Source organism: Candidatus Uhrbacteria bacterium CG10_big_fil_rev_8_21_14_0_10_50_16 (assembly GCA_002774875.1).
Lineage (GTDB): Bacteria > Patescibacteriota > Patescibacteriia > UBA9934 > UBA11717 > UBA11717.
Window position 1 is genome coordinate 31395 of sequence record PCYM01000006.1, and the last position, 12348, is coordinate 43742.

The 12348-nt window shown below is 48.1% G+C and carries 11 protein-coding genes and 1 tRNA gene; 8 read left to right on the forward strand and 4 right to left on the reverse strand.

Annotated features, from left to right (window positions below):
• Nucleotides 1-133: 133 nt before the first annotated feature.
• Both dnaN and COV06_03160 read left to right on the forward strand, forming a co-directional pair.
• Nucleotides 134-1261 carry a DNA polymerase III subunit beta gene (dnaN, locus tag COV06_03155; GenBank protein ID PIR47431.1) on the forward strand — a complete coding sequence of 376 codons (1128 nt, stop codon included), beginning with the start codon at nucleotides 134-136 and terminating at the stop codon, nucleotides 1259-1261.
• 95 nt (nucleotides 1262-1356) lie between these two features.
• Nucleotides 1357-1887, forward strand: a complete 531-nt coding sequence (locus COV06_03160) for a hypothetical protein (GenBank protein ID PIR47432.1) — start codon at nucleotides 1357-1359, stop codon at nucleotides 1885-1887.
• A 37-nt stretch (nucleotides 1888-1924) separates the two neighbouring features.
• On the opposite strand, the gene COV06_03165 is transcribed toward COV06_03160, so the two are convergent.
• Nucleotides 1925-2440, reverse strand: a complete 516-nt coding sequence (locus COV06_03165; GenBank protein PIR47433.1) for a hypothetical protein — start codon at nucleotides 2438-2440, stop codon at nucleotides 1925-1927.
• A gap of 288 nt (nucleotides 2441-2728) precedes the next feature.
• Between COV06_03165 and COV06_03170 the strand changes: the two genes are divergently transcribed.
• Nucleotides 2729-5656 (forward strand): hypothetical protein, encoded by a 2928-nt coding sequence (locus tag COV06_03170; GenBank protein PIR47434.1) that lies wholly within the window; start codon nucleotides 2729-2731, stop codon nucleotides 5654-5656.
• A gap of 95 nt (nucleotides 5657-5751) precedes the next feature.
• On the opposite strand, the gene COV06_03175 is transcribed toward COV06_03170, so the two are convergent.
• Nucleotides 5752-5825: transfer RNA gene (locus COV06_03175), tRNA-Cys, on the reverse strand.
• Between the two features lie 117 nt (nucleotides 5826-5942).
• Between COV06_03175 and COV06_03180 the strand changes: the two genes are divergently transcribed.
• From COV06_03180 to COV06_03200, 5 genes are all read left to right on the forward strand, one after another.
• Nucleotides 5943-6692 carry a cytochrome C biogenesis protein gene (locus COV06_03180; GenBank protein PIR47435.1) on the forward strand — a complete coding sequence of 250 codons (750 nt, stop codon included), beginning with the start codon at nucleotides 5943-5945 and terminating at the stop codon, nucleotides 6690-6692.
• 50 nt (nucleotides 6693-6742) lie between these two features.
• On the forward strand, nucleotides 6743-7444 hold the full coding sequence (locus COV06_03185) for a hypothetical protein (protein ID PIR47436.1): 702 nt from the start codon (nucleotides 6743-6745) through the stop codon (nucleotides 7442-7444).
• Between the two features lie 20 nt (nucleotides 7445-7464).
• Nucleotides 7465-8439 carry a hypothetical protein gene (locus COV06_03190; GenBank protein PIR47437.1) on the forward strand — a complete coding sequence of 325 codons (975 nt, stop codon included), beginning with the start codon at nucleotides 7465-7467 and terminating at the stop codon, nucleotides 8437-8439.
• 151 nt (nucleotides 8440-8590) lie between these two features.
• Nucleotides 8591-8821: a hypothetical protein gene (locus COV06_03195; protein ID PIR47438.1), complete on the forward strand. Its 231-nt coding sequence runs from the start codon at nucleotides 8591-8593 to the stop codon at nucleotides 8819-8821.
• Between the two features lie 137 nt (nucleotides 8822-8958).
• Nucleotides 8959-9849, forward strand: coding sequence for a Fe-S cluster assembly protein HesB (locus COV06_03200; GenBank protein PIR47439.1), 891 nt, complete (start codon nucleotides 8959-8961; stop codon nucleotides 9847-9849).
• Nucleotides 9850-9885: 36 nt separating this feature from the next.
• Here the strand turns inward: COV06_03200 and COV06_03205 are convergent, their stop codons facing one another.
• Both COV06_03205 and hppA read right to left on the reverse strand, forming a co-directional pair.
• Entirely contained in the window at nucleotides 9886-10218 is a 333-nt protein-coding gene (locus COV06_03205; GenBank protein PIR47440.1) for a hypothetical protein, read from the reverse strand.
• Between the two features lie 110 nt (nucleotides 10219-10328).
• Nucleotides 10329-12320 (reverse strand): sodium-translocating pyrophosphatase, encoded by a 1992-nt coding sequence (hppA, locus tag COV06_03210; GenBank protein PIR47441.1) that lies wholly within the window; start codon nucleotides 12318-12320, stop codon nucleotides 10329-10331.
• Nucleotides 12321-12348 lie beyond the last annotated feature (28 nt).

Here is a 12348-nt window from a genome sequence, read left to right on the forward strand (position 1 = left end):
CGTCCCATCCATACACACAGTGGCTGTGCACTGAATAGACTATTAAACATTCATTCAATAGGACTTTTCCACCCTATCCACAGCACTATTACTATTACTAGTTATATATCTATATTCATAAGAACACGTAAACATGATCTTCTCGTGTACAAAAGACAATCTGCAAAAAGGACTGAATGTGGTAAGCCACATATCCAATAAACAGGTAAATCTACCTGTCTTGCAGAATGTCCATCTAAAAGCGGAGGGAGGAAGTATTGTTCTTTCGACAACGAATCTAGAAATCGCCATGCGTATTAGTATTCGAGGAAAAATTGATAAGCCGGGTGAGTTTACAGTTCCTGCAAAACTTTTTTACGACTTTGTGAGTTTGTTGCCTAATGATCGTGTGGATGTAGAGCGCGTTGATCAGCTTTTGGAGGTTCGATGTGGAGATACAGCAACAACAATGAACGGAATTGATGCTGCAGAGTTTCCACTCATTCCACAGGTGGAGACGACGGCCGTTATTAAAATGCCTGCACAACTCGTTCGCGAGGCTCTTTCTCAGGTTGCATTTGCAGTGTCACATAGCGAGGCGCGACCAGAACTTTCTGGTGTTCTCCTTAAGTTTAATGAGAAGACGCTTACCATGGCGGCAACGGATAGCTATCGTCTCTCTGAACGAAAGGTAATTCTCACCGAACCTGCACAGGATCGACAACTGATCATACCGGCAGAGACCGTGAATGAAGTAAACCGCATGCTATCCGTGTTTAAGGATGACCCGGAAGCAGACGACGTGCTGGAATTGAGACTCTCGGATTCTCAGGCGGTTTTTGTCTATGGACCAGCAGAATTGATTACAAGAACGATTGATGGAAATTATCCCGACTACACACAGATTATCCCCACGGTGTTTACGACGGAGGTGATTGTGGGGAGAAATGAGTTGATAAAGGCGATTAAGACTGCAAGTCTCTTTTCGCGGCAGGGCGTGTTTGATGTGATCTTGCAGATCTCTCCAGATACCAAGAAACTAACGGTTACCGCAAATGAGGTAACGCGTGGAACAAACACGGTGAGTTGTGATGCAGATATCACTGGGAAGGAAAATAAAATGACGGTTAATTTTCGCTACTTACTTGATGGTCTCAACACAATGAGCTCGGAAGGTGTTACGTTAAAGTTAATCGATGCAATGAACCCATGTCTTGTCATGCCAAATGGTCTCCTTGAACCTGGATCGCAAACCTACATTGTGATGCCAATTCGCCAATAAAGAGATCGCCCGAGTAAGGGCGGTTTTTTTTATTGGATTTGTAGAGTGGTATACTCTTGTTTGAAACGTACGCTTTGATTTAATCTCGTCGTTCTATGTCCTACAAACGAACCGTCTCTGTCTTCCTGGGCATGGTTGTTCTGACAGGGGTTATTGTATTTGTGGGGGCTCTCTATTGGAAAAGCGCCTATATTCCATCTAAACCGCTGGAGATTGATTACAGCGCCTACGTGAGCGAGACGTCGGAGGGCGTCTATAGAAGCGAGGCTTATCGGTTTGGGTTTCAGGTTCCAACAGGATGGACCGTACAGGAATCGGGAAAACGCGTGTCGGTAATCCCATCAAGTATCGTCAGTGGGCGCGCCTTTTACATCGAGGTGACCCAATTGTCGTCTGAGGAGTATAAGGCGGCACGAGAGGCTACCAGTGAGTCTGTACGCGTGTTTGACGAGCAGACGGATGTCGCAGGATTTGATCACACAGAGAAGTTTAAGATTAGTACAGAAATAGGAACGGACGACACGATTTTATTCATGACGTTGCCGGATCATAATCTCGTATTCAATTATCACGAGTTTAATGAGGCACATCAGGCAATCCTGCAAAGCTTTCAACTTTTTCAATGAATAAAACACCCCTCGATGAGGGGTGTTTTTGGATACATTACTTTGTACGCACGGGATAAATCTCGATGGTCGTGTAATGCACACCAAAGTGGATTGCATCGGAATAGTTTTCCATCCAGATGTCCGCTTTGTAGTTGTAACGCGGGTTCATACGGTCTTTGACAATAAACTCCTTATCTCCGTAGAGCTCGGGGAATTTAACACGTGTTCCCAAAGGCAAGAAGTTTGCCGCAATAAGACCGTCACGCACGTAGGTTCCGTCGGCTGTGTTAAATGGCGTTGCGTCCGTTTGGTTTGGCAACGAGTTATATGCAGATACGGGGATCTTCATAGTACGTGGGGCTTCACGATCCGCAGAGACAGGCAAAACCTGTTTCTGGGGCTGTGCAGTGATTCCGGTGACAAACTCATCCAAGACGATTTGCGCCTGAACGGTCGGTACGTTCATAGGAATCACAGCGGAAAAGGCGTAAGAAGCCACAAGTCCCAATGTGGTGATCTTGTGCATCGATACCTTCAGCTTGATCGCAAGGTTGTTGAATAGGTTTGTCATAAAAACCAGTGGTAATAAGAAATCTCCCTTAGCAGGAGACGTGGAACTTATATCATATTTAGGCCATTTTGTCAAGGGATTGAGGCTTATTTTCAAGAGGAGGATCTTAGAATGTCAAGATCAAATACTGTGCTAAGGTTAGTCATAAAATAAGGCGAAATTATTGGAATTATGAGAGAAACTGATCTATTCCATTTTATCCGAAATTAACATAAGTTTCTGTTTGATTGATCGCAGACGACTGGTATCTGGTGTACAATCAGTTCATACAACCATCAACCAAATTACATGGCTGACCCACAGTACAATCGGACGCATCGATGGAAAAAACATCGCTCAAAGCGTCAACGACGCGCGACGCAACAACACACGCGCACTTCATCTTCTCGATTTAAGCAAACGTTTAAAACTGTGTTCTCAAAGACGTTTCTAACGAATGTTTTCCTGCTTGCGGCCGTTGCTGTTGTGGGCCTGTTTGTTTTGCTTGGAGGATTGTTCCTCTTTATGGGGGGAAGCCTGCCTGATCCAAATGCGCTACAAGATCGATCCGTTGCGCAGAGCACAAAAATTTACGATCGTACCGGCGAGCATATCTTGTTTGAGATTTATGTGGACGAAAAACGCACACTTGTTCCGTTGGACACCTTACCTAAGGATTTGGTCAACGGTGTGATCGCAACAGAGGATACCAAGTTCTATACGCACATGGGGATTCGGCCGTTGAGTATGGCACGCGCGGTTTTGTACGGTCTCTTGCCTAATCGTCGTGTTGAGGGAACGTCCACACTCACGCAGCAGTTGGTAAAAAATGCAATTTTGACCAACGAGCGTAGTTTTACGCGTAAGATCAAGGAAATTATTTTGTCTCTTCGACTAGAGCAGAAGTATACAAAGGATGAGATTCTCCAAATTTACTTTAATGAGATTCCTTACGGCTCCACCAACTACGGAGTGGAATCAGCGGCACAAAGTTATTTTGGAAAGCCTGCTTCGCAGATGACGCTTGCAGAGTCAGCGACGCTTGCCGGACTACCAAAAGCACCCACTACGTATTTGAATAACCCAGATCGTTTACAGGAGCGTCGGGATTTTGTTCTGCGTCGTATGTTTGAGGAAGGGTATATTACGGAGGACGCAAAGAACGCGGCACAGGCTGAGCCGCTTGCGTTGAATCGTACGGTGGGGGACATTACCGCTCCGCACTTTGTGTTCTATGTGCGGGAATTATTGCAGTCCCAGTTTGATTATAGTGATCGCGAGATAGAAGAAGGCGGGTTGAAGGTGATTACATCCATTGATTACGACTTACAAAAGATTGCCGAAGAGGAGGTGGCGAAGGCCGTGGCTGAGCGTGGAGAATCCTTTAATTTTAGTAACGCAGCACTCGTTGCGATTGATCCAAAGACAGGCGAGATTTTGTCGATGGTTGGAAGTCACGACTATTTTGATGAGGAGAGCGACGGTGCGGTGAATGTGGCAATCCGTGCACGACAACCTGGGTCCTCTATTAAGCCGATGGTCTATACCGCATTGTTTGAAGCAGGATACACACCAAACACCGTTCTCTACGACGTAGAAACAGATTTTCCATCTGATGTTGGGATCTATCACCCTCGCAACTATGACCTTAAAGAGCATGGGCCGGTAACCGTGCGAACTGCACTGCAGGGATCCTTGAATATTCCGGCCGTAAAAGCGCTCTATCTTGTGGGCGTGGACACGTTCTTGAATTTTGCAGAACGGATGGGTTACTCGACGTTTGCGGATCGCAGCCGATTTGGACTTGCGGTTGTTCTTGGAGGGGGAGAGGTGACGCTTCTAGATCACACAAGTGCTTTTGCAACGTTGGCGGCAGACGGCATGCAACATGAGCCGGTCTCTATTTTGCGTGTTGAGAATTCACGTGGAGACATTCAATTTGAATGGAAACCAGTAGACGGTAAAAAGATTGTCGATGCGAATATTGCACGCATGACGACGAATGTGTTGTCCGACGACGGTGCTCGGCAATACGCGTTTGGTGCGGGCTCAGCGCTCACATTGCCAGGACGTCCAGTTGCGGCAAAGTCTGGAACGACGAATGATTACCGTGATGGTTGGCTTATGGGATACACGCCATCAATCGCAATGGGTGTCTGGGGAGGGAATAATGACAATAGCAAGATGGCACGTGGCGCAGGAGGATCCTCTGTTGCAGGGCCTATCTGGAACGCGGTTATGCGACGCTACTTGGCAGATAAACCTGTCGAATCATTTGCAGGCCCATCGATCCCAACACTTGGAAAGCCGGCGTTAGATGGTGAGATTGGTAATACACAAACATTGACGATTGATCGTGTGTCGGGCTTGCTCGCAACCGACGAGACACCGGTACGATTGCGCGAACAAAAGACGTACGTTACACATCATTCAATTCTGTATTACGTGGATCGAAAGAATATTACAGGAGCCGCACCTGGGGCGGACTCGACAGATCCGCAATATCCAAATTGGGAATCCGCGGTACAGGATTGGGTTGCACGAAAAATGGCTGAACTTGGAGAGGCCTTTGTAAATGAGCAGCCGCCGACAGAATTTGACGACGTGCATGTGGCGCGAAACATTCCAGATGTACGGATTGAGCAACCGGCAAATGGAAACCTGGAGTCTCGGACCTTTACGGTTGAGGCGCGCGTGTCTGCTCGTCGAGAAATCTCGCGCGTAGAGGTGTATGTGGATGGCTTCTATCTTGGAGCAACGAGTAACTCGCCCTACAGAATCAATGTCACAATTCCACCGTTTATTTTGGCGGGAGAACGTGCGTTGCGCGTGGTGGCATTTGATGATGTGGAGAACGAGAGTTCTGCAACCACGGAGATTCAAATTCCAAGTGGAGATTTAGGAAGCATTCAGATTGTTGATCCTCGACCCGGTCAGATTATCGTTGCAAAGGAACCTACCTATCCCATTCGAATTGAACTCGATAACCCAAACCTCTACCAGAAAATTGAGTATTTTGCGGGGCCGCGGACAGGATCCGGTGGATCACTTATCGGCGTGACGATCAATCCGACCAAGTTTATAGAAACGCAAACATGGACGCTCCCTGTGCCTGGCGAGTACATTGTTTCGGCACTGGTGACGCTTGTGGAAACGGGGGAGACCATCTCTGCCGGAAACGTGCTTTTGGAGGTCGAGGCTCCACCGCTCGCTCCTGCTTCTGAAGAAGGCGGATAAGTAAGAAGATAAAGCACTCAATACCGATGAGTGCTTTCTGGTTATGTTCTCTCCTGCACCTCAAAAAAAACACCGACGTTTGTCGGTCTTTTTGTTGGAGGCGCGAGCGGGAATCGAACCCACGATAAGGGATTTGCAGTCCCCTGCCTTACCACTTGGCTATCGCGCCGAATCGGATGGTTACAACGCTTCATGCGCTTGCGAGAAGGATATTATGCTAATTTATTGTCAGTGTCAATCTGTCGGCTCATCTCTTTTTATCTGACCTGCTATACTGTTCACATCTATGTTGTTAGACGGTAACCATTTATCTCTTGGAATCGCCTACGTGGCAGGACTCACGTCATTTTTTGCTCCCTGTGTTGTGCCACTCCTCCCAGCATATGTTGCTTATTTTACTGGGTTGGGCGCAGCAGATACAGATGATCGGGCAAACAAGATTAAGCTCTTTTCTCACACGCTCATATTCGTCTTAGGGTTCCTGGTGATTTTTTTGTTGCTAGGAATGTCGTCTACATGGATCGGATCCTTGCTTGCGCATTACAAGATGATCTTATCTCGCGTCGGGGGGGTCGTTCTCATTGTTCTTGGTTTGTATCTTTTGGGCGTATTTAAAAATCCAGCATTGTATAGAGAACGTAAATTGAATCTACACGCACAATTCACTCGTTATCAAAGTTTGAATGTGTTTGTGCTAGGTCTGACATTTGGATTTGCGTGGACGCCCTGTATTGGCCCGGTCCTTGCAGTCATTCTTCTGTGGACGAGTCAGGCCGCCACGTTGGGACAAGGGTTTTTGTTGATGTTGGCATTTGGTCTCGGTATCGGATCACCATTTTTATTGGTTAGTGTATTTTTGGATAAACTCATGCCATGGATTCGTAAGACGCAGCGGCTACAACAGATTGTTCATATGGCATCAGGATATCTCATCTTGATTATTGGGTTTTTGTTGCTTACAAACTTACTTACAGTGGTTACGGCGCCACTCACAAATCTTGGATCGCTCGAATTATTTTTAATAGATCGGCTGTAGGAGCTCACGGTGCAACAAACAGTTGGCCTTGAACGTGATAGAATAACGTTATGGCAAGGAGGAAGTGGTTTAAATTACGACGTGTCGTGGAAGAGGTCGTCTTTGGTGTAGAAGACAGCCTTGTTTCGACGTTGGGTGCAATTACCGGTATTGCCGCGGGAACGCAAAGTACCTACATTGTGATTTTATCCGGGATTGTTCTGCTGTTTGCAGAGGCTACGTCCATGACGGCGGGGAGCTACTTGTCCTCAAAATCAGAAGGAGAAGTGTGGTTGCAGGAGCATGAGTCAGATTGGGATGAGCTGATGAAGAAGCAAGGGGTTGGGAGAGGACCGGTTCACGCAGTGTTAAAGCAGGAGCGAGTAAAGCAAGAAACAAGTTACGCAATTTTGCAAGCGATCGAGGTGCAGCGTAGGCGATGGCTGGGACAAATTATTCGGCACGAGCGAGCAAGTTCTCCTTCTGGAAATCAAGCGCCTGTGTTTGCCGCGAGCGTAATGGGGGTCAGCTACTTGTTGGCAGGAATCATCCCTCTTGGTGCCTACTTCATTTTCCCTGTGCGGATGGCTATTCCTATTTCTGTGGTTGTGACGTTAATTGCGTTGTTTGCGTTTGGTGTATGGAAAGCTTCACTGACACGACAATCCAAATGGAAAAGTGGTTTGGAGATGCTGGCCATTGCAGGGGCCGCGGCTGGAATTGCGTATGTGTTGGGGTATGTGGTGCGGCAGATGTTTGGTGTTGTGATTTAGTCTTTGCAAAGTAATTTGATATGAACTTACGCGCATTTGGAAAAAATCTTGGACTACAAGCACCAGAGTTTCCAAAAGGAATCATTTGGTTGAATACGGAACCACTCACGTTAAAACAGCTGCGAGGAAAAATCGTTTTGATTGATTTTTGGACATATTCCTGCGTTAACTGCCTCAACGTCATGCCACATCTACGCCGATGGCACAAGCTGTATGCAAAGAAAGGTCTCGTTGTGATCGGTGTACATACGCCCGAGTTCGCGTTTGAGAAAGACGTATTAAATGTCGAAACAGCTGTAAAAGAATTTGATCTCACGTATCCGGTAGCGATTGATTCAGAATCAAAGATTTGGGAGGCGTATAACAACCATTGGTGGCCGCGACTTGTATTGATCAATAAGGCGGGTCAAATTGCTTTTGATCACGTAGGAGAGGGGGGATATGTAGAGATTGAGAAAGAAATTCAAAAGGCGTTGCGAGGCGTGGGGGCGAAGGCGTTGCCAAAGATTGAGAGAGAGTCGAAGTCGTCTGGTGGGGTTTGTTTTCCTACAACTCCCGAGATATATCTTGGATTCTCACGCGGACATTTTAAAAATTCAGACGTTGAGGCGAATCATTGCCATAATTATAAACGCGTAAGCGATCAACGTGACACGCCAAGTTTGGAGGGGGAATGGACTGTCCGCGAAGGATACGTAGAATCACACGGCGGAAAAATTCACTTGCCGTTTATGGCGGGGTCCATCAACTTGGTTGCACAGACGAGCGATGGAGAGAAGCAGCGGATTGCGGTTGTGCGTGATGGAAACGCTCTTGCGACGAACGAGGCGGGCGACGATATTGTTTTTGACGGTGATGATTCTGTTATTTTTGCACGCGAGCCGCGCATGTATCGGTTGCTTGCAGCTAGTGCACACCTAACAGGCGTATTGACACTCAACGTTCCAAGTGGCGTGCGCCTGTATTCGCTCACCTTTGGTTCCGCATGCGAGTAGGAGAGGTTGAGCTAGGTGAGAGATAGTGGTTTATTTTCATAAAGGTTTTTTGTTTCTCTACTTTGCCGTTTTTTGCTAAGATCAAAGAGGGTATATCCGTTAAGGCAGGTAACAAGGAAAGCTGTATCAAACAGCTAGGAAGGACGTGTAAGTGACTCATGCCACGGCACTTGTGATCGGTTCCACGGACAACGACATCCGCTGTGAACTGTACGGTCAGGACGCTGGAACGGGGAGATTTGCTGGCGCGGTGAATCTGTACCGCAGCGGTGTTTTTCACATCACGCTTCTTTCTTCCAGGCCGGGCTTTGCCTCTCCAGAAGAGGCTGTGGCGTACATGGAAGAGGTTGTACAGCAAGTTCGTGCGGCGGTAGCGGCCTAGGACCCACTTCTCATCTTCGGGGGGACACACTGTCTCCCCGCCCACAATGTAGAACGTGTACCATTGAATTTGATTACTAAGCTTATACCTCGTTATGGGGTATTTGTTTTTGCATTGAATTTGCTAAACTGAGCGCCATGAAACCTGATACAAAACTTTTGCGGTGGTATACCGCGCACGGACGGAAACTCCCATGGCGACGTACGCATAATGCGTATCGCATTTTGGTGAGTGAGATCATGTTACAGCAAACGCAGGTGGATCGTGTAAAGGGATTTTATGCATCGTGGCTCAAACGGTTTCCCACGTGGAAGGCACTTGCAGAGGCTTCAAACGCCGATGTGCTGCACGCGTGGGCGGGTTTAGGGTACAACCGTCGTGCGCTAGTATTGAGAGACATTGCACGGCAGATTGTGGAGCGTGGAGAACCCAGGGATCGCGAGGGGTGGCTCGCGCTTAAGGGAATTGGACCCTATACAGCGTCGGCGGTGATGGCGTTTGCGTACAAACAACCGTATTTACCGATTGACACCAATATTCGCAGGTTTTGTGGGCGGTTTTTATTGGGAAAAACGTATCCGCAGCCGGCGGATGACGAGCAAATTCAACAAAAGGCTCAAATAACTCTCATGGGATCGGCTCAGGCGTTTGATATCCCGCAGGCGATTTTTGATGTGGCGACGATGTATTGCACCAAGGTTCCCAATTGCGCCGCGTGCCCAATGCAAAAGGAATGTCTGGCGGCAAAGCAATTTTTGTCGGGCGAAGTGACGGCACCAAAGCAGATGGTCGCAAAGGCACAGGAGACCATTCATCGCAATAAAAAACACCCGGATCGCATTTACCGGGGGCGGATATTGAAACTCGTTCGAGAATCGGTTCAGTTAGTTACTGTTGATTCGATTGGATGCAAGATCGACAACGAGTATGACGATGAGCTTGATCGAACTTGGTTGGAGGCGATGATTAATCGGCTTGCGGCGGATGGAATGCTTGTGCAAAAAGGGAAGAGCGTTATTTTTAGATAATGTTTCACCCCCGGCGCAGTATGCGGTCGATGGCGATTAGGAGGTGCGGCTGGCCTGCAAGAGGCTCAGACACATCTCGGTGAAGCAGGTGATCATGGGCCAGTGGAGCTCATGCAGAGTTTGATCATTGATCCCTTCTACGTGGCTGGAAAGGTCCATCGTCACGACTGCGACATGGGTGAAGCAAAGGGAGAACCTGTACCCGTGGGTTGTCTGCTCTAGCAACAGTGAGCAGGGTGTCTTGGTAAAACTCCATGTAGCATCTGATTCTCCCGAGGTGTAGTTGACGTTTCGGATGTTGTGCAGATCAACGAGTCGATCAACTTCCCCACATGCCCAGTCGTAAATCGACAGCCTACTGCGTGCCATGGTGCCTCCGGGTTTGCAACACGTTGTTTATAGCAATGAGGGTAGACTGTGTCAAACAAAAAACCTCGAGCATACGCCCGAGGTTTTTGGATTGAACAAGGATGAATTACCTAGATGATCAACGCGACAATCAATAACGCAACGATGTTGATGATCTTAATCATTGGGTTAATGGCAGGTCCCGCGGTGTCCTTGTATGGATCTCCAACGGTGTCACCTGTTACGGCCGCTTGATGTGCGATGGATCCCTTTCCACCATAGTTACCAAGCTCTACGTACTTCTTTGCATTGTCCCATGCACCACCTCCTGTGGTCATAGAGATCGCCACAAAGATTCCGGTAATGATGGATCCAATCAAGACACCGCCCAATGCGATTGGTCCCAAGACAAACCCGACCAAAATTGGCACGAGGATCGGCAAGAGTGCTGGGATGATCATGGCACTCAACGCTCCCTTGGTGACAATATCAACGGCCTTGCCATACTCAGGCTTGGCGGTTCCTTCCATGATTCCAGGGATTTCTCGGAACTGTCGACGCACCTCCTCAACCACGCGACCAGCGACTTTTCCAACAGCCTCCATGGCAAATGCCCCAAAGAGGTAAGGAAGAAGCCCTCCAATAAAGAGGCCAGCAATCACAAGTGGATTGTCGATCAAGAACTCTGTTGGCCCTCCAAGCTCTGCGAGTTTGTGTGTGTAGTCTCCAAATAAGACAAGTGTTGCAAGGGCGGCAGAACCAATGGCATAGCCTTTTGTGACGGCCTTTGTCGTGTTTCCAACCGCGTCGAGTTTGTCGGTCACCTCGCGAACTTTTTCTGGCATGTTTGCCATCTCAGCGATTCCACCCGCGTTGTCCGTAATCGGACCGTAGGCATCAAGTGTCACAATAATTCCAGTCAAGGACAACATCGCCATAGCAGCGATCGCGATTCCAAACAATCCAGCAAGCGCGTAGGCACCAAGGATGGCAGCTACAAGCACGAGAATAGGCATTGCGGTCGACTTCATGGAAAGAGCCAAGCCAGCGATCACGTTTGTTCCATGGCCTGTCTCAGATGCCTTAGCAAGATTCTTTACCGGGCTGTACGTGGTTGCGGTGTAGTATTCCGTGATCCAAACCATGGCAGCCGTGACGGCGAGTCCAATCAATGCACTATAAAACACGTTCAACCAGTTAAGCCCAGGAACATCAGCAAGTAAAAACTTGGTAATTGGATAGAACGCAATTGCCGACAAAGCACCGGCCGCGATCAACCCTTTGTACAATGCCCCCATGATGTTTTCTTTCTGTCCGAGTCGGATAAAGAACAGCGCAATAATGGAGGTGATGATAGACGCAGCACCAAGAGCCAATGGGTAGAGAATAACCGCCTCCACATCTACAAAGGTGATGGCAGCGATCAACATGGTTGCTACGGCCGTAACGGCGTAAGTTTCAAATAAGTCGGCAGCCATACCGGCACAGTCTCCCACGTTATCTCCCACGTTGTCGGCAATCACGGCTGGGTTCCGTGGATCATCTTCTGGAATCCCTGCCTCAACTTTTCCAACAAGGTCAGCACCCACGTCTGCGGCTTTGGTAAAAATACCTCCACCCAAACGTGCGAACACGGAGATGAGGGATCCTCCAAACGCCAATCCGATCAAAGCGCTTACATCCCGTGTAAAGTAGTAGAAAAGAGTGACTCCCAAGAGGGCGAGACCAACCACGAACAATCCTGTAACGGCTCCGCCCTTAACGCTAATGTCGAGTGCTTCGTGGATGCCCTTGCGAGCCGCCTCTGCCACACGGACATTCGCACGCACGGAAACATTCATTCCAATATAGCCGGCAACACCAGATAAAATGGCACCAACAGCAAATCCGATAGCGGTCGTTGATCCAAGAAACAGCCACAAAAGCACAAATGCAACAGCCCCAATATAGCCGATCACACGGTACTGACGGTTTAAAAAGGCCTTTGCCCCTTCTTGAATTGCATGTGCAATCCCGGTCATTTTTCCTTCTCCTGCCGGTAAGCGAAGGATCCAACGAATAAGATAGAGCGCATAGAGAAGCGCAATAACACTTGAAACAATCGCGAAAATCACGACATTCATAGGTTACAAGACTAAGAGAATGAGTTTT

Bases quoted from the DNA above. Each gene is read 5' to 3' on its own strand.
- COV06_03165 (PIR47433.1), bottom strand. From the start codon at position 2,440: ATGACAAACCTATTCAACAACCTTGCGATCAAGCTGAAGGTATCGATG.
- COV06_03185 (PIR47436.1), top strand. From the start codon at position 6,743: ATGGCAAGGAGGAAGTGGTTTAAATTACGACGTGTCGTGGAAGAGGTC.
- hppA (PIR47441.1), bottom strand. From the start codon at position 12,320: ATGAATGTCGTGATTTTCGCGATTGTTTCAAGTGTTATTGCGCTTCTC.
- COV06_03205 (PIR47440.1), bottom strand. From the start codon at position 10,218: ATGGCACGCAGTAGGCTGTCGATTTACGACTGGGCATGTGGGGAAGTT.
- COV06_03170 (PIR47434.1), top strand. From the start codon at position 2,729: ATGGCTGACCCACAGTACAATCGGACGCATCGATGGAAAAAACATCGC.
- COV06_03160 (PIR47432.1), top strand. From the start codon at position 1,357: ATGTCCTACAAACGAACCGTCTCTGTCTTCCTGGGCATGGTTGTTCTG.
- dnaN (PIR47431.1), top strand. From the start codon at position 134: ATGATCTTCTCGTGTACAAAAGACAATCTGCAAAAAGGACTGAATGTG.
- COV06_03200 (PIR47439.1), top strand. From the start codon at position 8,959: ATGAAACCTGATACAAAACTTTTGCGGTGGTATACCGCGCACGGACGG.
- COV06_03190 (PIR47437.1), top strand. From the start codon at position 7,465: ATGAACTTACGCGCATTTGGAAAAAATCTTGGACTACAAGCACCAGAG.
- COV06_03180 (PIR47435.1), top strand. From the start codon at position 5,943: ATGTTGTTAGACGGTAACCATTTATCTCTTGGAATCGCCTACGTGGCA.